Genomic DNA, 20,132 nt, shown 5'->3' with positions numbered 1-20,132 from the left:
TACGTAGTGCACGCATGACTTCAATACCTTTAATTGTGGCATAAGCAGTCTTCATAGATTTGAATCCTAATGTGGCCCTGATGATTCGCTTTAACTTACCATGATCACATTCAATGACATTATTTTTATACTTAATCTGCCTGTGCTCAATATCTACTGGACATTTTCCTTCTCGCTTTAATCGTGATAAAGCATGGCCATAGGTCGCTGCTTTATCTGTATTGATGACCCGTGGAATTTGCCATTTTTTCACCGTATTGAAGATCTTTCCTAGAAAACTATAGGCTGATTTACTGTTCCGTCTAGCGGAAAGGTAAAAGTCAATCGTATGACCCCATTGATCAACTGCACGATACAGGTAAGTCCATCGCCCCTTCACTTTGATATAAGTCTCATCCATATGCCATGAATGTAAATCTGTAGGATTACGCCAATACCAGCGTAACCGTTTTTCCATTTCTGGAGCATAACGCTGAACCCAACGATAAATTGTACTGTGATCCACATTTATGCCTCGTTCAGCGAGCATTTCTTGAAGTTCACGATAGCTGATGCCATATTTACAATACCAACGAACAGCCCAAAGAATGATTTCACCTTGAAAGTGCCGACCGTGGAAGGGATTCATCTGCTGTATCTCGAAATAAATAAGATATTTAGCTTATCATGTCAGCCTATTTGCAACAGTGCCAAAAAGATTATCCTTCTACTTGGGCAGCAATCACAGCTATTGATCCTAAAATCGGTTGTACTCCTGAAACATTGCGTGTTTGGTATCAAAAATATTTAGATCAACAAAATCCTGTCAAAATACAACAGATATCTGATCAAGAAAAAATGAAGGGTAATCCCCCCCTAAAATACTAGCTCTTTAAAAGAGGCAGTATTATGCTTTTACAACATGGTGTTTAACTTGAGAAACTGAATTTAAAACAATCTACTGTAACTCTTCCAGACAGATATGAAATTAATCCACCCCTAGCCCCTTAAACACAGCATCTACCGGATCTGCATAGAAGCTGGTCTGGAACTTGGTAAACAGTTCCACAGGAATCGTTGGGATATCTGCCGCACTACTCATTGGCAAAGCAACCTTCTTGGCACCCGCATCAAAAGCAACTTGCAGACATTCGGCAATACTTTCCACCGGTGTCACAGAACCACCCAAGCTCATATCACCCAGTACCACCATCTGACTTTGAACCGATCGTCCTAAGAGGCCAGAAGCGAAAGCCACTAAACTTGGCAGAGCAAGATGGCTGAGCGGGCCGGTATTCTGTAATTCCACCACATGTAAATGGAAATCATGTTCCAGCACCTTACTCCCCCCCGAGATCCGGGATGCATTGGCTTTGAAGTAATCAAAAGCAATCTTGACCTGTTCTTTGGCACTACTTGAATTCCATAAGCCAGATGTCGCCAATTTTCCTGAACCTTTAGTGACTTGCAGTTCTAAGCGGTATAAGCCTGGCATGCCCTTATTACTGAGGCCAATGGTATACAGGAAGCCTGGTTTAGCAGGACCTTCGGGAATAAGTCCACCTCCACCCTGCTCTTTTACCGAAACAAAATGCTCTTCTAGAGTGTCATTGTCGATATAGCTAAAATGCACATCATAGAATTCCATCCCTCCAATTTTCTTCAGCTGTTCTTTGACCCGACGGCGCACCTGCAGTGCATATTCCAGGCATTGCCGTACATCTTCTTTATTAAACTGACCGTGTGGGTAAAGCAGCTTCATCAATCCAGAAACCGTCTTGCGAACGGCGATCACATCACGCTGATTCAGGTTATTCCCTAGCTTGAAGTACTTCTCAATGGCATCCGCAAAACTGCGCTTGCGCATTTCCCGGAAGAATTCAGCCAGATAATCAACAATCAGGCCATAACGGTTGGTAAAGAATTCCGGGCGCATTTTCGGAATTTCCCAACCTGGGATATAGGCATGAAAGCGATCAAAGAATGCTGAATCGATCATAGCTTCAGGAAACGGAGCCAATAAGTGGCTAGTCTTCACCAAAGATTCAACACTTTGGTTAATATTACCCACAAAAACCATCGAAGCTGAGGCTTCCATCTGTTCACGACCACGGGCAAAAGATCCTGAGGCCATGTAGTCTTTCATGATCTGTACGCCATCTTTATCCTTAAAGGAAATACCGGCGACTTCATCAAAAGCTACCACATCCCATAAGCCCACCAGACCAATACGGCGGCTACTCATGTTATAGAACAGGTTGGCGACAGTCGTTTGCCCACCAGAGACTAAAATACTATTCGGTGAACACTCTTTGTAAATATGGCTTTTCCCGGTACCGCGTGGTCCCAGTTCACAAACGTTATAGTTATTTTCAACGAACGGAACCATACGCGCTAATAGGTGCCATTGCACGTCCTCTTTTAACGAAGCCGGTTCCATGCCGATGGAACGGATTAAACTCTCGCGCCACTGATCAGTGCTTAATGCTGCTCTGCCACTGAAGAGTTCATCCATATTCATATTCGGCATTTGAATCGGCTTGAGTAAGCTCACCCCAAATGGAGAATTGGTTTGTCCTTCTTCAAAATAATAACTGAGCGTAGCAATGACCCAGATACCACCAACAAGTAATTTTTCATACTCTTTGACGATGCCTGCCGAGATTTCGGCATCTTTGATGCCCAGATTACTAAATGATGCTTCGTATTTGTCCTTACGCTCATTCAGCTTTACGGTCACCCGATCAATGACCTTATAACTGCCACGCTCACGAACCAGGGATTTCACCTTCTCAGCTTCATCAGGTCGTACATAGTTCTCTGCCAGCACGGTCTTTACGTTACGTAGTCCCTGCTCTATGATCTCTGGATCATCCGAGGCACAGTACATCCCTAGCAGGTATTCGAGTACATAGACCGGGACATTGGCCCCTTCTTTGATCAGTTTAGTCAGATCCTTACGTACCACCCGCCCAGCAAAGTGTTCATTCAGCAGCTGATCCAGTTCTTTATCGTTAGCAGATTCCATGTAGGCTACGCTCTTTCGTTAATTCGTTATCAGAAGAAGTCATCGGTAAATGCCAGATCAATGGTGACCTTATAGCGCTGCATCTCGATATTCAGGTCTTTGTCCTTCAGTACCAGGAAGTAATCTTTCTTACGGTCAAAATCAGTACCGGATAATGACAGTCTGACCTGTTTTACCCGTTCCGCAACAGAGTCGGTACTGCTATCAAAGGTCAAGGTTTCTTCACTTGACACTTTGAGATCCCCATCATAAATGGCAATCGACAGGGTCACTGGCATGACCAGTTCACTGATAGCTTCAGTTTGCATCAAATCAAACTTCTGGATGTTATTGACCATTTTCAGCGTGGATTTGGTAGAAATAACCTCAACTTTACGCTTGGTTCTTTGTCCAGCCTTTTCACCACGCAGCTGTTTTACCGTTAGTACAGGCACTACGATTTCCTGAGGCATGATGCCACCATGCACGAAACGTGAGCCTCCTACAAAATGGAAACGGTTCGCCCCTTTTGGAATCCAGAAATCAGTCGCAGATAGTGTGCCTGCCGTAGCTTGGGTTGAGCCTTTCCATGCTTCCTTGCTCTCTGGTAAACCATACCCAATCACATAGCGTTTTTTGCTTTTCAATGTATTGGCAGGTTTTTCAGTCAAGCTTGAACGATCCGCAGATTCCAGTTTACTTTGCTGGAACAGGAAGCCATGGTCGGCTGTAATCAATAGGGTGGAAATATTAAAGTGCATTAAAATTTTGCGGCTAAGTTCGGTCAGCTCTTCAATAGCATGTTCCACCGCCATAAAGGTTTCTGATTCTGTAGAGGCACTGTCTCCTCGAGCATCAATCACGTTGTGATAAACGTAAATCAGATCATGGTCTTTGAGTGCTTCACGGCCTTCATCACGCGACCAGCCTTTTACCGTTTCAGCGGTAACCGCCAATCCGTTATAGGCTGCAAGAATTTTTGATCGTGCTGCAGTCCCTTTGCTGGATTGTCCATCTACTAAAACATCATCCCCTGCGGCCTCTTTGTACTCCAAAGTCTGATGCGGCAACAACGAAGCCATGCCAAGTGTGGTGTAACTTGGGACAACGCCCAGCTGTGAAGACAAGGTCGCTTCAGAATAACGCTTTTCATTGATACGATCACGCAGCTCTACCGCAGCTTCATAACGGAAAGCATCACTAATAATCACCACAATACGGCGTTTCGTTGCAGAACCCAGTAAGGGTCTGACGTGGGTATCGTAGAAGTTTTGCTGATTTGGGATATCTGCCATTTTCCAGACATTCAAGCGTTGTTCAGCTTCAATCCGCTCTCCCCAGTTGCGTGCCAAGTGGTCAATAAACCAGTAGGAATAGCAATTTTCGACTTCTTCATCGAGTTTTTTCAGGATATCGACATGAGCGCGTTGAGAAGCAGCACTGTAGTGGCGATAGGCCATATCAAAGCGATACAACTCCTGCTCGTAGGCTTTATACAAGGCTTCGCTAGAGTCGAAATAGAAACCGGCATCAAACAGCAGTCGCAGGCTGAACAGCTCAATGGCTGCCTGCAACGCTGTATAGACGGTACGGTATTTACGGCGGGTTGCATCGTCCTTATGTTTGGAAGCCCAATAGCCATCCAGACGGGTAGAAATAATCGTTCTGAAATGTTCCAGTTCAGCTTTGGCTGCTGCTGGGATATGACTGGCCAAATCAACAATGATCTTTTGCTCAATCACTTCAAAGGTCATGACATCGAGCAGCTGCTCCAGATCAAAAGTCCCGACCTTCTCCTGGATCCGCAGTGCATTGGCCACGGTCTGGGAGAGTGTATCGAAGGTTGGGTAGTATTTGGAGCTGTCTCTCCAGCGCGACAAAAAGGCTCTGGCTGTTGCACGGGAGCTGACTGATGACATCACCAGTTCCTGAGCCCATAGCGGTATATCGCCCAGGCTTTCACAAAAGCCTGTGGTCATTAACCGGATAAAGAACGTACCGAGCTTGAATGGTGCTTCCCCATTCAATTCTTCAACCGATGCTGGATAACCAATTTCCGCCTGTAATGCTGTGACTAAAGCTGGCACCAGTTGGAATTTTTCCAGTTCAGCAAAGGAGTCTGGATTTACTTCTAGACTCAGATTCTGTTGTACCATTTCATCTGCCAGTGCCAGAACGATATGCATGAGTTCGGCACTGTCAGCCTTGACCACAGCCGCAATCATGGCCATATCCAGATCCTGTTCATCTGCATCAGACTGGATATAGCGTTTCAATGTACTCAGACGGGCTTTGGCTTTAAGGAATTCTTCACGTTTGGTCAGATGTTCTCTTAGACTCTGCTGCTGTAAACCCAGCTCATTGAAAATAATCGAGAAATGATCGGCATAGAAGCTGCGTGAATACAGCTTGATGTCCAGTAACCAGTCTTTTTCGGTCTCAGGCTCAGGACTAGGGAAATACAGCAAGTATTTACCCTGCTGATCCTCAAGTTCCAGTTTGAGCTTGATCGCAAGGCTGGATTCTTCTGTCATATTCAAAATATGGACATCATTCAGCTTTAATGCCCTTACTTCTTCAGTAAAAGACTGCTCAGCATCGTACCAGAAGACAATCCGGTGCTGTTCAATATAAAAGGCTTGTTCCAGACCTTGTTGTAGTTGACTTAAATTCATGCAACGACCTCATCAAGGTCTAGTACCGGAGAAAAAGCATTCATCATTTCTCCCCCGTAATCGCTTTGACTTCAGCCAACAAGTCCCCAAACTTGCCATAGTTCACTTTTACCCCATCATCTTGATCCAGTGAAATACGCTGATCGGCATAGTGGCGCAGTTTTTCCTCAAAGCTACTCAGTTCAGCTTGTTGCTTATGTAAATCTTGCAGTTTTTTCTCGATGCGTTTGATTTCAGCCGCAGAGTCACTGCTTTCTTTTGCTGTTTCTAGAGAATTAGCATAGGCAGCCATTTTGGAAATCAGTGGCATGACGTATTCAGTACGCATACGTGCCAAAGTACTTTCGTTATAGCGGTGCAAGTACACCAACGCCTGGAAAGCCCCCTGTTTACCACTGCTAAATAACCAGTAGATCGGACGCTTTTTATAGGTTTGCATGTGGTCTTTATAGAATTTGCTAGCGAGGTAACGGCGAATGGTATCTTCAGCGGTTTCACTGGCTTTTTTATCCAAGCTTTCTGCCAGCCACAGCATATTGGCATCTAATGTGTCTTTACCCCAAACCGCAGTTAAGAACTCTTGGATACGATGGGTGGCATCATCTTCAAACCAGTGCATTTCGGTGAGTGGAATAATGCCATCTGCATCGACTGGGAATGATTGATAATAGCTGGTGTCAAAGTCTTGATTGCCTGCATGGGCATAGATCAAACCTGGTTCGTCTAAGCTATAACGTCCCATCATGCAGCCAAGTGCATAAGAAACTAAACGCTGGCTGTCTTTTTCACGGTCGGCACGAGTTAAAGTGATCTGTTCATCAGGAACATCTGGCGTCAATTCATCTTGTAAGCCATAAGCATCAATAAACAGCTTATTATTTTCTTCTTCCAAGCGTTTCATTTCAGCCACGGCGTCAGCATTTTGCTGTTGCCATGTGTTAAATGCCTGTTCTAGATTTGGCTGCCCCGTACGAATAATTGGGTTTTGACTAAAGTCCCATGCAGTTTCATATGAGTTCCAGTTTAACTTTGAAATACCTATTAATTTATTTACTACAAAGTTAATTTCATCTTTTTTTAATGATAATTTGTCATGTAAATATGGTATTACTGCTATATCTCTAGGTTGTATCTCAATTGTAGGATTTAATATTTTTACTACACTTTCTGTAAACTTACTTCCTAATAATCCTAAAATTAATAATAAAAGATCTTCTGATGGAGAACAAAATGATCCTTTGACATCATATAAACATCCACTATCTGCAAATCTAACCCCAAAATATGAAGAACTAGTAGCTGTCCAAGTAATTGAAGGTAAAAAATATGATTTTTCATTAGATATTTTCCATCCTAAGTTATCCCAAGATAGCTGTGGATAATTAGTTAATGTATTGTCTTTAATTTCATACCCGTCATTAAACCAATTAACTAAATATTCTAAATTTCCATACCATCTCCTAAAGCTTCCACCCTTTTGGTATGGGAACCATTTTTTTTGTGACTCCATAGCTTCAGCTGATGATTGAGAATTAAAGTGACTTTCTTTTAAAGAAACCTCATACCATCTACGCATGAATCTATCATTATCCCCAGTTCTCATACCGATCATTGGTTTAACAAATTGAGATAAACTAGAGGAATCATGAAAAATTTCTTTTAACTTATTACTAACCCAGTAAGCAATTGGACTTCCTGGAATTTTCTTAAAATCATCTGGTCTTGCATTAAAAAACCAACCACAATTGGGATTGTTAATCGCTTCTAAAGTTTTCGGTGCTTGATTTTCAGAGCCTTTAAAATCAGATAGACGAATATACGAACCCGTAAAGCCTGTAATATGAGTTTTTGCGAGTGTAAATGTACATATTGGAACCGTTGCACCATCAAAACCAGAGTATTCAAGCTGAATTAAAGTCGTAATGGTTGCATGATCAATAAAGTGAGCACGTAGATTTTCATAAGAAGAGATAAACATCCACACAAATGGCGACATAAAACCAAGTTGCCCATTTTCTTTTGACAGCTCTAAATTTCGAATCATGAAAGCTGAAAAAAGATCTTTTTCATAACCTTGATAGTTCTTTTTTAAATAGGTTTTAAGATTTGGATTTAAGTACTTATTACCCATATATGGCGGGTTAGCAATCACGGCATCATATTGCTTAGCTAAAAAAATCGCTTGTTTAACTAATGGCAAAAGTTCTTGTGCTGACTGTTGACTAAAGATATCGCCAGACGCTGCTGCTGTATTCAGCTTGCTTTCTAAATCAGGTAGTTTTTTAGCGAATGCTTCAGGGATTTGAATTAAAGAACCAAACGTTGAAGCATGTTCAAATAAATCTAGCAGTTCTTTTAAGTCTGCCTTCTCTAGACCTGTGCTTGCCAAATCCTGGCTAAATGCATCTAAACGTTCCGGCTGGCTATCCTGTAACGCAATGATATTCAGTTTTGGTGGATTGCTAAATAAACGGCGGTCATCCTCACGCGCTTTCATCAACAGCGCAAAACTGGCGAGCTGTGCTGCACGGGTATCAATATCAATGCCGTACAGGTTCTTTTCTAAAATCAAACGTGGAATATCCCGGCTGCGGTAACCACGTTCTAAGTAAATCGCTTTTAAGCAGTCATAAGCTTCCACCAGAATATGCCCCGAACCACAGGCCGGATCCAGCACCGTAATACTTTCGGGGTTTAAAGTATCGCCATCTTCACTGATCCGCACATCAATCAACTGTTTCAGCTGTGCATTGACTTCGTCGCTTTGCTCAGCCGGCTGAATATAGTATTCCCACTCACTGGCAAGCATACTTTCTGGCTGTGCCATCATCCATAAACGACCGACACTGTTCTGTACCAAATATTTTACAATCCAGTTCGGGGTGAAGAGTTGTGTCGCTGCAGGAATGTCTTCACTCTTGACGACTTTACCAATCACCTGATCTTTCTTTTCAGAAATATAGAACTGATACAGCCAGCCAATAATCTGCACATCCGTCCAGTCTTCTTCCGGAATGCTGCTCACTAAATCACGGATCAAGGAGTCGGTTTTAGTCAGGTTATCCGGTAACAGTAGTTCAGACTCATCAGAAACCTGTTCAAACAAGAGTGGCATGACCTGATTCAATGCATGGCATTGGGCCAGTAATAGCTCACGATAGAGTTCTTCGTCTTTATTACCATCCAGCTTAAGCTCAGCCACACGGCCGGCATCTAAACTCGGCAGGTCAATATCCAGACATTCTTCCAGAATCTGTGGCAAACCTGCACTGCCATCGGTACTACTCAGTACACGGCGACCATGATCCAGTAAGCCTTTGCATTCCATATAACGAATCGCACAGAGACGGTTAAACCAACTGTAAGCGATATAATCAATCGTCTGCTCAAAACTGCTGGTTTGAATACGTTTGATCAGCTTGTCACGTGGTTTCATGACTGATAGCGGAAAAACCTGATCGCCAATCAACAGCAAGTCGCCTTTCTGTTCTGCAGGTAAAATGCTGTCTGCGGTGATGCCATATTTGGCCGCCTGCTTGCGCATGGCTGCGATAAAATCATTTCGTGCTTGCGGTGCGTATTTTTTAATATTACTGGTATTCATCTTTAAACCTTTAATTAATGACTGATGCCGATATCCCTAACCCGAGTTAGCGGATACGCACACGCTTTTTATCACTCACGATTTTTTTCAATTCAGCTTTGAGTGCGTCTACAAACTGATCTACTGATTCTTCTGTTTCCAGATAGACGCTGCTGGAGGTTTTGCTGTAAATGCTGGCGACATCAACTTCGACTACCGGTTTCGGTGGCACTACGGCAACAGTTGGCTTTACCGGAATCGCAGCAGGTTCTGATGTTGCTGGGCTGGCGGTGGTTGCTGAGCTCGCTACACTCTCTGCTTTACTCTGAGCCAGTTGTGCCGCTTTGGCCTGACGCTGGATTTCCGCCTGAACTTCGCTTTCCAACTCATACAAGGCTTCATCAAAACGCTCCACGGCGGTTTGGGTTTGCAGCATGTAAATGGTGGACAGGCTGCTTTCCACTTCAATATCCGCTTTGAGCAATTGCAGCGGACGCAGTAGCTTGTTACTCAGCTCAGCTGTAGCAATGCCGCTGTTCTTGATTTCAGCTTCCAGCTGATTGATCTTGTCATCCAGCTGCTCTAGCGCCTGACTGCGTTTTTCAGTTAGTAAGCGTTGATTGACACTTTCCACGGTGCGAACCAAATCAGCGATTTTATTTAACAGGCCGTAGGGCGATTCAAGGGTGGATATACGATGTAATTCAGAGAGGGCTTTCTTTGCCACCTCATCACTGCCCAATGCCTGTTTATTTTTCTCAAAATGACGTAGAGCCTGCTGCAGTTGCTGCCAGCTTGGCATCTGATTGCTGAAGAACTCATGAATATCACGGTAGTCTTCTTCCAGATCCAGATAGTCGTCCTTGTTATCAACCACCGCTTTAAAGAAATCGAAGCTGTCGCTATTGGCCAGCAAGCGTTCTAAAGTCAGAATCGACCGCTCAATGACTTTCTTGCCAGGGAATTGCCCGACATCGGTTTTGCTCTTATACGACTTAAAGTTGGCTAACCAGGTCTTAAAGTTTTGGGTATAGAATTCAAACAGCTCTTTTTCTGTCGCTGGTCCCATGGCCGAGAATAGGTCTTGGGTCAGTTGGCGTGCCTGTTTCAACACCTGATCATCAGTCTGGCGCTTTTTAATAATGGAAACATCACGGCGACGGCGACTGTTTTGTAAAGGCTCAAAGGCATCTTTTAACTGTAAGCTGCCACCATTTAACTGCAGTGAAATCCGCCCCATTGCCGCCAGCTGACCCACCAGCAATAAAATCTCGGCATCTGGCCAGCCATAAGGGCGTTTGGCAAAACGGTCTATCACATCTGAGACTAGAATACGCTCTGTACCAGTGGCCCGCAGTGCAATGTACTGCTCCACTTCCTGTAGGGCTTTGGGATTGCTCTGCCCACCATCCAGAGACAATCCTAGCTGCGCCATATCATCCACAGTCAAGACGGCGTTCAGTTCACGCCAAGCATCCTGCTGATAGACCTGCAGATAGCTCAGTTTGGTATAAGTGTTTTCCAGCAAATAACGACAAGCCTCATCCAGCTTGGTGGTTGGACTTGAAGATGAAAGTTGTAGATGTTGACCCAAGGCATAACTTTCCGCGTCCAGCAACATTTCTTCGACCCGGACACGCAGACGTTTTTTGCGTTCCTGGTTCTCACGGCCACGGTCTGCCAGAATACGGGAAATATCGGACTGAGTGCCATCATCATTTAAGCGGATGAATTTATTGGTTTTCAGCCAGGTGCGCAGTTCATTAAAGAACTGTTTATCGTCTGCCAGTTTAAACAGCACTTGTCCTTCGGCCTGAGTACTTTTACCAATACAGTAAGCTTCGGTGTAAAGATTGTATTCCGTATCCAGCGGAGAAATGATTTCAACTTTCAAATCGCTCTCATACTTCCCATCCAGGCTATGGCTATCTAGGAAACGACCAATCTGATAGTCCATCTTGTTGGCTTGATGGCGGTATTTGTTCTGATCGCGCAGTAAATCTTTAAAGATCAGATTGGCTAACTCTTTATTTTCTTCTGAAGCTGCTAAGTCAGTGGCTTTAATTTTTCGAGTGATATCCCGCTCTTCATTAGTCAGGAACAGGAACTCATCGCCATTCCTAGTAATCAGGCTTTCTTTTTCCAGACGCTGCAGGCTCTCTTCAATCCGCTTGCGCAATGCCAGCTTATCTTCATCAATTTTCTCAATCGACAAAGTCACCAGGTTATCCAGCGTACCTTTGATGATATCGACATAGCGGATCATGAACAGGGTACGCAGCATCTGCACATCAAAACCATCCAGGGTCTTATTCTGCCCTGCCTGGTCGATGGTACGCTTCACTGCAGTATCCAGGAAACCTTCGACTGAAGTATAGAAGCGGTGGAAAGGAACCAGGGCACCGACTTCATCTGTAGCAATCGCATTCGCGGCCATCTGGAACGCATCCAGCATGGACCGTTCACCATAGGCCAAGTGTGCACCGGTCGCACCGACTTTACGGATTTCTTCAAATACTTTTTGTACCAGCTGAAAGTGGTACGGCGCAAAAGGATAGTTATGAATAAAGCTGTCTGGCCCCTCATAGTTCTTGAGGGTTGGGCCTGAACGGTCAAAGGTAATCTGATTTTTTAAGATATCGCCCTTTTGCTCAAACACCGATCTGAGCAATGCTTCTGCTTCTGGGGTTTTACGTAATAAACGTTTCTGGATGACTTCATCGGTATTGGAACTGGACAGTGATAAACGGGTTTTAAAACGTCCAGCAATCTTGGAGAAGTCATTGGCTTTGGAAGAAGACATCTCACCTAAAACAGCATCGATGTCTGCCTGTGAGGTCACGATAATCCAAGCGCGGCCTTTACAGATCGTACCCAGGTTTTCAGTAATGGTTTGCAGTGTCAGCATCAAGCGGGTATCGCTGCCAATAAACTGCCCCACTTCATCGACCAAGAACAACATGCGTTGCTGGGGTCCTTTGCTGTCCAGGTATTCTTTCACCCACTGACAGAAGTTTTCGACCGAAACACTAAAGGTCTGCTCAGAATCCTCAAACCACTTGTGTGCAGCTTCAGCAGATAAGTTGAGGGCTTCGGAAATCGCGGTTTCGACATCATCCTGATAGAACTGATAGCCGTCACGCTCCTCTAGCCAGGACATGCCGCTGGATTCCTCAAACGCCTGTTTAAAGCGTTCGTAGACACCTTTCTGGCTCAGGTGACGTTCCATATGGGCAATATGTGGATGGTCAGCACTAAAACCCTGATACTCGTTAAACACGCGTAAAAACACATTCAAAATCGGATTGCCATCATCATTGGAACTGGCTTTACTGTCGATGTTAAACAGGATGACATCGGCATGATGGCTGACGGCCTTGCCAATATCCGCACGGATAAACGCATCACGAATTTTGCTTTCATCAAAGAATTCTGCAGCACTGCGTTCGTTACCTTGCGCATCACGTGCCACTTTATTGGCCAGAATATACGACAAGGTTTTCAGGAAATGTGATTTACCTGAACCAAAGAAGCCTGAAATCCATACGCCGACTCGGTTAGCAATCGAAGGATCGCTCAGGTCTGTGCCATAAGACTGGAAAAAGTCCCGAAAATGCTTTTCCAGTTCATTGGTGACCACATACTCATCGAGTTCCTGATAAACCGTGGTATTGTCATTCTGGTCTGCTTTTACGACCCCGTTAATCGCACGATCTAATGGCTTGTAAAAAAGTTCTTTAATGTTCATCTCAATCAATTCCCCCGAATTCTTATTTCTATTTGCCTTGTTAAGGCACTAATCTGAATGCTCTGTAGTAATTATTGCTTGGAATTTTTCCAAATAAACTCATCGCTTGACCGTCGTAATAACCTGGGTAAAACAGCACCACTGGCTTATGCCCCAGTAACGAATGCAAACTGTTCAATAAGTGATGGGCACGTAACAGTGGCCAAACCGACCCAACCCCAGTCATCAACACAATATCTTGCGCATTGGTGGCATATTTACTTACCAGATAGGGCGCGAACTTATCCATATGCAGTGGGCCTTTCAGCGCTTTGAGCAGCGCCTCATCGCCTTTGGCTTTTTGCATTTGAATGGCTTTATCGATGAAGTTACGCTCAGCCAGATAATCCACCACGGCTTGCAGCAGGTTGATATTCACCACCTTCAGCTGACTGTGTTTTTTCTCCAGCATCCCGTCTAGAAAATGCAGATATTCGCGCACTTTCAACTCATCTTCAGGTGCATAATCAAAAATCCAGAAGCCAATTTCATTGCCCAATCCTTGACCGGTGAGAAACTCGGTGGAAAGAATACGCTCTGGAATCTGGTTCAGACGCTCATGTATTGTTTGACTCATTGCTGCCCCTCTACAACTAGCGCGTCCATAGCGACACTTCCATAGATCTTTTAATGCGTTGTTTATAATGTTCTTCCAAGAGGCTACGCAGCTCTGCTCTGACGATCACGCGCTGCAACTCCAGCTTACGGGTACTTTTTAAGTAACCGGCTTCTGCCAGCATGCGAAACACCACCTGCCCCATTTTTTTCTTGCTGGACTCTTTCCAATCACAAATATGAAGATCGCGTTGTGAACGCTCATCCAAAAAATCTGACCAAATATAGCTATCCAGGTATTGAGCCTGGGAGATATAGGCCTCTCTCATCACTGTTTCCATAAACTCAAGCAGCAACAGGTTGCGTTCAAGTGCCCCACAAAAAGCCACCTGAGTCGCCAGCTCATCATCCCCATCCCGCAAAGCTTTCCAGAAATCAGGCTCTAAGCGCTCCAGACGCTTACGAATAGCGGTGGCATTGCGTTGAGCTGAAGCAGGCGTTCTTTTTTGCAGAATATTGTCAATCTGAATGGCCTGATGCCATTGTTCTGGAGTCGCTTCTCGTAATAACAGATCCGCGATCAGCCGGCTTTCACGCACCATCAGGGAACCGCCAATCAGGTCACTGTCATAATGAAATTGTTCTAACATGGCCAATCTCCTATGAGGCCTGATCAAACAGGTAAGACGACAGCTTTTCGATATCTGAACCTTGTAACACCAAGGGATATTTCAAGGCATCTTCCGCCTCAGCCAGCGTGATCGCGGCCTGATATCGCTGCAAAGTATAGTGAGCCAGGGCTTTTTTCACCGGAATCTGTAATCTGCCATCAGGCATGCCGAAGTCTTTTTCGACCAGCACTTGTTGTGATGAGTTCAATTTTGGATTAGGGATCAGCGTCAGTACAATTTCTTCATGCCATTGCTGGTCCTGAGCAGGGTCTACTGACTCAATCGCCACCACAACAGGTGTGCGATCAATTCTGGAGAGTAAAAAGTCCTTAAACTGCTTGCTCTGATGGCAATAGGCACGGACATGCCAGCGAAAACCGGTATAAACTAGGGTATGTGGGGAAATCATGCGTTCATGCCACTGCGGATTCTGCATGGAGGCATAAATCATTTTTAAAGTGTTTTGGTTTCGGCAGGCACGCAAAACTTCCCGAATCACTTCAGGACGTGCACTGCGATCAGGTAATTGAACTGCTGCAAGATTCGGTTCTGGCATCGCAATCAGCGCATGCGATTCACTAACCAAACCTGACAGCATATTGAGATATTCATTGATATGTACGGTAGTCAGCACCGGTTGAAACGTGGCTTTAGGCACATAGCCTTTTACGGAGGGATCATGGACCAAGGCATCTGGGTTATACAGCGTATTGTAACGCTTGATATCCGCAGAAGCCTGCTGTCGACTGAGCCCAAACCAGCTCATTAAACGATTGGTAACCAAACGACCTTCCCAGTATGCAAGGAGCTCGATCGCTCGCATTCGTAGCAGGACTTCATGCTTATCTGTCGTCATATACCAATCAGTCAATAAATAGCAGCTTTAAGATTACCCTACAGCAAATATACAGTAAACATTTTTGACGGTATTTAGAGGTAGTATTGCAATCACCAGATAAAAAATATACTAGTATCCTGATGATAGCCGTCAAAGTACGATCTCTAGCAGATCATGGATCCTGGTATAGCGCGTGAATTGAGCTAAGTTTTAGAATGAGAGCAATATGGGTTTTAGATTTCGTAAAAGTATTAAATTATTCCCGGGTTTTAAAATTAATCTGACCCATAAAGGCATCAGCAGTGCCAGCATTGGCAAACCTGGTGCTTCTCTAAATATTGGGAAAAAAGGTACGCGAACCAGTGTCGGTATTCCAGGTACGGGACTATCTTACTCTAAACACCAGCCTTACTCTAAAAAGACCCGTGTTCCACAACCGACATCGCTAGAACACACGGAATATAATCCTCAGAATTTAGAACAACCGAAGACAAAGATCTGGCCTTGGATTATTTTTGGAATATTGTGTTTTATGGTGGGTGCCGTCATTTTTTAGCAAGAACAGCATTGTATTTTAATCAAAAAAAATGCCCAGATGGATGAATGAGCAAACTAAGGAATTAATATCCTTCAGAAACTCCAGCGCAATTCTCGCTACTTTCAGTAAGCGACTGTAGCTCAATCATGATGATCTGACTCAATCGAGTCGAGGTAAATCAATCCATCACAAATGGAGCAGAAATTATGCTTGATCACACTCTTGGTTAATGCTGAAAAGTCTTTGAGTTTTAATTAATAAATAAGAGTATCCATGTCTACCCTCAACTTTACTTATTTTCAGATAGCAACCAATCGAGAGCGTTCATTTTTACAATACCATTATAATTCGCTTCAGTCCCTATCGTGTCTAAGGTAAGCAAATACTTGGGATACGAATCAGAAATTTTCTGTAATGGACGTAACTCTCGGCTGAGTGTCTCCTCATTGAGCGTTTCTAATGCCACCTGATAATAAGTTAAATTCTGTAAAGTATCGACAGCAACAAAATCAATTTCATATTCATCAACCCGCCCTACATAGACCGTATAACCTCGTCTGACAAGCTCAAGATAAATCACATTTTCTAAGATATGACCTTGATCAGCATTAGCATCAGGCAACATAATCCGGCGCAATCCGACATCAACTAAATAGTATTTTTCAGAGGATTGTAATAACTCACGCCCGCGTACTTTAAATTGTGCGGCGCTATAAAATAACAAACTGTCCTGTAAGCCCTGAATATAGCGTTTTACTGTTTCAAATGAAATCTTAACCCCACTTGAAACAAAGGTATTTTTAATTTTATTGATGGAAATAGGTGAGCCTGTCACGCTTGCCAAATATCTTGCGACACGCTCGAGAGAGTTAATATCGGCAGTATTCAAACGGGGAATAACATCTTTAAACATTACACTGGCATAGACCGCTTGCAAGTAATCATAAGTTTCCTGCTGGCTAGTCATGGCAAGCGTATAAGGGAAACTACTGCGCGTATACATGGCATACAAATCACGATTGGATAATTGTTGGATGATCGGATTATTTTCAATATGCCACTGTTTAAATTCTTGGAATGACAGAGGTAGAACATGTTGCTCGATATAGCGTCCTGTAAGTAAAGTCGCAAGTTCTCCACTTAGAAAGAATGCATTTGAGCCTGTAATATATAAATCGATATAATCCCGAACATATAAAGAGTCGACTACTTTCTCAAAATTTGTAACATGTTGTATTTCATCTAAAAAAACATAGTTTTTTTTACTTTTATCAACTTTGGACAATACATAATCATGTAGTTTACGGTAATCGGTGAGTTCTTCAAATTCCATAAATTCGAAGTTGATGGCAATGATGTTTTCGGCTTGTACACCCTGTGCTTTTAGGTCTTGTTGAAACATCGCCAATAAGGTGGATTTTCCAGAGCGACGCACACCTGAAAGTACTTTAATGACATCACGGTCTTGCCATGTATTCAGAAATTTTAAGTAGCCATCACGTCGAATATTAGCGCTTCTCATTATTTACACTTAGAATCTAAAGTTTTAATAAATTCTATCAAATTTTAGAACGTATATGTAAATATATTTAATTTTAGAAAAAGTTTAAAGGTTAAGTGAAACATTCAAAGCTACTGTAGAAGCATGTAAACAGCAGATCTGATCAAAATCCAAATTCTGTCTTTTTGATTATTTTCTATGTTATGTTATTTCATTGATGCTACGACTTAACTGCTATATAAATTAAGTGAAAAGTAAATGGAACTAAGATGTTAACTAGAGTGGAACTCATTTTTATTGTGCTAATGGTATGAGCCTTATTGCGTATGAATTGCTAAAAGGTTTATTTTAAAGTCACCTATACATGTTTTTGATCAAAAAAAAATGCCCATAGGGGGAATCTATAGGCAAAACTAAGGACCTTGACGGTCATTCAGAAACTACAGCTAGCTTCTAGTTATGATTCTGCACTGAATTAAAAACAACCACATTGGCTGAACATATCAAAAGTTAAATCATTGATAAATTTTAGAAAATTAATTTACCGCCTCTGCTGCTCAATACAGTAATTCACCAAACAAATCCGCTCTAATCTCTTCCAGGCTCAGATCTGATTTCATCCTATTACAGATGGGATGAACCAGCAGGCCATTCTCTAGAACTCCTTGCCCACCTACGGCTTTGGCAATCCTATGATCCGATTCAGTAGAATCAAGATAGATCAATCCATCACAAATGAGGCAAAAGTTATGATTACCCACCACAAAATTGTGCTTAAGCAGACTCTTGGTTAATGCCGAAAAGGCCTTTGGCTTTGACCGAGAAATTGGACTAATCGACTCCACATATCCCACCACATGCTTGACGACTGCATCATCATAACCACCCAAAAATCTTTCGACATAAAACTCGTTAAAGTTTATGTACTTGAAGGCCTTAGACATGGACAGAATAAAGGTATTCAGGCATTCCTCATCATCAAAATCAACTTCCATTTCCAAGCTTAAGCAAATAAAGGCTTTATAGACAATTTGTAGCCGATCATAGCCCTTGATACCACTGCCGAACTTGCCGACCGTTTCAGTGGTCGCCACGGGGAAATTAGCAATCAAGAACTCAATACTACGGCGTACCCGGGTGAAGTCTTTGAAACTAATCGTTCGATGATGAATCTGCATGAGGCTTTCATGAATTTCATACACAATTGAAAACCATGCAAGAAAAGAAGTAATCTGAAAACGCTGGTCCTTATAAAAATATAAGTATGGATGAAAGCCCAAACTCGGAACCCCAGTATTTTTTACAGGCGTCGCTATTCTGCAAAGAATGGTCAACAGATGCGACATTAGGTTTTCAACGCGCTCCCCCTGATTCAGACTCATAATATTATGAATCTGATCACCCGCAATGATATTCATCAGCTCATTGACCAAGCCAATTTTTTTGCCATGACTCATTTCATTGTCTAATAAAATGGTCGAAAAAAGTAACTGGTGGATCCTCTCCCCTAACTCAATCAACTCATTTAAACGTGTATATTGGAGCTCTTCTAGGTTAGATTTATTGTCATTGATATAACAACAGGCATAGATCGCATAATACGCGTCACTACCGCGATTTCTTAGGTGATATTCCTCATATTTATCTAAACGTTTAGTATCTGAGTTAATAGATTGAAATACCCGTCGCGCATCTTCCGGAGTCCCCAGTACCTGCCTGAAACTGATTTTAATATCTTCTAACTTCGACTTTTTTTCTGCAAATTCAGCATCAGTGCAAATTCTTTGAAAATCAGCGAGATCTCCTAAATAATTGCGGAGGTAACGAATATCTTGTTTTTGTGGATCATTGAAATTAGGTGCTTGAGTGACTTGCTCATCCGCAAAATATCTATTGATCCACGCATAGATACAAGAAAGACGATGTGCTCCATCAATAATGTAAATATTGCTGTGTATATCTTTCCAATACAAAATGCATAAATTGATGTTTTGATCTTCTGTGCAATCCTCAATAAAGTTTGCAATTTCTTGCACGCTCCAACATTCCGTAGAACGCTGGTTATCCGCCTTAAATAAACATTTGATGATTGGATGCTTTTCAAAATCAGTCAGTGCAACTTCAAAATTGTCACGCTGCATTGAAGGTGACATTTCTTCTGGCAACATGACTTTACGCGGCACTGTTGCAAATAGTGATTTGAGTCGATGATGTTCCCTTTAAAAAGTGCTTAGAGACCGAAAACCCTGTTGATTAGACACACTTCACCCTGAGGCTGACCATAATAAAATGACGATGCTTGTCCTTTACGTAGTGCACGCATGACTTCAATACCTTTAATTGTGGCATAAGCAGTCTTCATAGATTTGAATCCTAATGTGGCCCTGATGATTCGCTTTAACTTACCATGATCACATTCAATGACATTATTTTTATACTTAATCTGCCTGTGCTCAATATCTACTGGACATTTTCCTTCTCGCTTTAATCGTGATAAAGCATGGCCATAGGTCGCTGCTTTATCTGTATTGATGACCCGTGGAATTTGCCATTTTTTCACCGTATTGAAGATCTTTCCTAGAAAACTATAGGCTGATTTACTGTTCCGTCTAGCGGAAAGGTAAAAGTCAATCGTATGACCCCATTGATCAACTGCACGATACAGGTAAGTCCATCGCCCCTTCACTTTGATATAAGTCTCATCCATATGCCATGAATGTAAATCTGTAGGATTACGCCAATACCAGCGTAACCGTTTTTCCATTTCTGGAGCATAACGCTGAACCCAACGATAAATTGTACTGTGATCCACATTTATGCCTCGTTCAGCGAGCATTTCTTGAAGTTCACGATAGCTGATGCCATATTTACAATACCAACGAACAGCCCAAAGAATGATTTCACCTTGAAAGTGCCGACCGTGGAAGGGATTCATCTGCTGTATCTCGAAATAAATAAGATATTTAGCTTATCATGTCAGCCTATTTGCAACAGTGCC

Annotated in this window: 12 protein-coding genes and 2 pseudogenes; 2 read left to right on the top strand and 12 right to left on the bottom strand. The window is 42.9% G+C overall.

What is annotated here, in order from left to right; all coding sequences use genetic code 11:
• Positions 1-628, bottom strand: a 628-nt coding sequence (locus AC5YDH_RS13585) for an IS6-like element IS1008 family transposase (protein ID WP_496120276.1), incomplete at its 3' end; no start/stop codon positions are given.
• Positions 629-666: 38 nt separating this feature from the next.
• Here AC5YDH_RS13585 and AC5YDH_RS13580 point away from each other — a divergent pair.
• Positions 667-843, top strand: a pseudogene (locus AC5YDH_RS13580) (IS3 family transposase); the annotation flags it as partial.
• A gap of 124 nt (positions 844-967) precedes the next feature.
• Here AC5YDH_RS13580 and brxL read toward each other — a convergent pair.
• The 7 genes from brxL to AC5YDH_RS13545 are packed head-to-tail and all read right to left on the bottom strand — an operon-like array spanning position 968 to position 15,113.
• The gene (brxL, locus tag AC5YDH_RS13575; protein ID WP_034680344.1) at positions 968-3,007 is read right to left on the bottom strand and encodes a protease Lon-related BREX system protein BrxL; all 2,040 of its coding nucleotides are present in this window, start codon (positions 3,005-3,007) and stop codon (positions 968-970) included.
• A gap of 29 nt (positions 3,008-3,036) precedes the next feature.
• Positions 3,037-5,661: a BREX-1 system phosphatase PglZ type A gene (pglZ, locus tag AC5YDH_RS13570; RefSeq protein ID WP_496120274.1), complete on the bottom strand. Its 2,625-nt coding sequence runs from the start codon at positions 5,659-5,661 to the stop codon at positions 3,037-3,039.
• Positions 5,662-5,704: 43 nt separating this feature from the next.
• Positions 5,705-9,265, bottom strand: coding sequence for a BREX-1 system adenine-specific DNA-methyltransferase PglX (gene pglX / locus AC5YDH_RS13565; RefSeq protein ID WP_496120272.1), 3,561 nt, complete (start codon positions 9,263-9,265; stop codon positions 5,705-5,707).
• A 46-nt stretch (positions 9,266-9,311) separates the two neighbouring features.
• Positions 9,312-12,992 (bottom strand): BREX system P-loop protein BrxC, encoded by a 3,681-nt coding sequence (gene brxC, locus AC5YDH_RS13560; protein WP_496120270.1) that lies wholly within the window; start codon positions 12,990-12,992, stop codon positions 9,312-9,314.
• A gap of 40 nt (positions 12,993-13,032) precedes the next feature.
• Positions 13,033-13,608, bottom strand: coding sequence for a DUF1788 domain-containing protein (locus AC5YDH_RS13555; RefSeq protein ID WP_002010699.1), 576 nt, complete (start codon positions 13,606-13,608; stop codon positions 13,033-13,035).
• Between the two features lie 16 nt (positions 13,609-13,624).
• Positions 13,625-14,236, bottom strand: coding sequence for a DUF1819 family protein (locus AC5YDH_RS13550; RefSeq protein WP_496120268.1), 612 nt, complete (start codon positions 14,234-14,236; stop codon positions 13,625-13,627).
• Between the two features lie 10 nt (positions 14,237-14,246).
• On the bottom strand, positions 14,247-15,113 hold the full coding sequence (locus AC5YDH_RS13545; RefSeq protein WP_496120266.1) for a BrxR family helix-turn-helix transcriptional regulator: 867 nt from the start codon (positions 15,111-15,113) through the stop codon (positions 14,247-14,249).
• Positions 15,114-15,321: 208 nt separating this feature from the next.
• Between AC5YDH_RS13545 and AC5YDH_RS13540 the strand changes: the two genes are divergently transcribed.
• On the top strand, positions 15,322-15,651 hold the full coding sequence (locus AC5YDH_RS13540) for a DUF4236 domain-containing protein (RefSeq protein WP_000506885.1): 330 nt from the start codon (positions 15,322-15,324) through the stop codon (positions 15,649-15,651).
• 131 nt (positions 15,652-15,782) lie between these two features.
• Here AC5YDH_RS13540 and AC5YDH_RS13535 read toward each other — a convergent pair.
• The 4 genes and pseudogenes from AC5YDH_RS13535 to AC5YDH_RS13520 all read right to left on the bottom strand — a co-directional run.
• Positions 15,783-15,884 (bottom strand): annotated as a pseudogene (locus tag AC5YDH_RS13535) (HNH endonuclease signature motif containing protein); the annotation flags it as partial.
• Positions 15,885-15,922: 38 nt separating this feature from the next.
• Positions 15,923-17,155, bottom strand: coding sequence for an ATP-binding protein (locus AC5YDH_RS13530; RefSeq protein WP_071320611.1), 1,233 nt, complete (start codon positions 17,153-17,155; stop codon positions 15,923-15,925).
• Positions 17,156-17,691: 536 nt separating this feature from the next.
• On the bottom strand, positions 17,692-19,302 hold the full coding sequence (locus tag AC5YDH_RS13525) for an HNH endonuclease signature motif containing protein (protein WP_496120263.1): 1,611 nt from the start codon (positions 19,300-19,302) through the stop codon (positions 17,692-17,694).
• A gap of 62 nt (positions 19,303-19,364) precedes the next feature.
• Positions 19,365-20,069 carry an IS6-like element IS1008 family transposase gene (locus tag AC5YDH_RS13520; protein WP_496120262.1) on the bottom strand — a complete coding sequence of 235 codons (705 nt, stop codon included), beginning with the start codon at positions 20,067-20,069 and terminating at the stop codon, positions 19,365-19,367.
• Between the last annotated feature and the right edge of the window lie 63 nt (positions 20,070-20,132).

The sequence above is a fragment of the Acinetobacter sp. FY683 genome, assembly GCF_059515885.1.
This window is presented reverse-complemented; position numbering and strand designations above follow the sequence as displayed.

Bases quoted from the DNA above. Each gene is read 5' to 3' on its own strand.
- AC5YDH_RS13540 (WP_000506885.1), top strand. From the start codon at position 15,322: ATGGGTTTTAGATTTCGTAAAAGTATTAAATTATTCCCGGGTTTTAAA.
- AC5YDH_RS13520 (WP_496120262.1), bottom strand. From the start codon at position 20,069: ATGAATCCCTTCCACGGTCGGCACTTTCAAGGTGAAATCATTCTTTGG.
- AC5YDH_RS13525 (WP_496120263.1), bottom strand. From the start codon at position 19,302: ATGTTGCCAGAAGAAATGTCACCTTCAATGCAGCGTGACAATTTTGAA.
- AC5YDH_RS13555 (WP_002010699.1), bottom strand. From the start codon at position 13,608: ATGAGTCAAACAATACATGAGCGTCTGAACCAGATTCCAGAGCGTATT.
- pglX (WP_496120272.1), bottom strand. From the start codon at position 9,265: ATGAATACCAGTAATATTAAAAAATACGCACCGCAAGCACGAAATGAT.
- AC5YDH_RS13550 (WP_496120268.1), bottom strand. From the start codon at position 14,236: ATGTTAGAACAATTTCATTATGACAGTGACCTGATTGGCGGTTCCCTG.
- brxC (WP_496120270.1), bottom strand. From the start codon at position 12,992: ATGAACATTAAAGAACTTTTTTACAAGCCATTAGATCGTGCGATTAAC.
- AC5YDH_RS13530 (WP_071320611.1), bottom strand. From the start codon at position 17,155: ATGAGAAGCGCTAATATTCGACGTGATGGCTACTTAAAATTTCTGAAT.
- AC5YDH_RS13545 (WP_496120266.1), bottom strand. From the start codon at position 15,113: ATGACGACAGATAAGCATGAAGTCCTGCTACGAATGCGAGCGATCGAG.
- pglZ (WP_496120274.1), bottom strand. From the start codon at position 5,661: ATGAATTTAAGTCAACTACAACAAGGTCTGGAACAAGCCTTTTATATT.
- brxL (WP_034680344.1), bottom strand. From the start codon at position 3,007: ATGGAATCTGCTAACGATAAAGAACTGGATCAGCTGCTGAATGAACAC.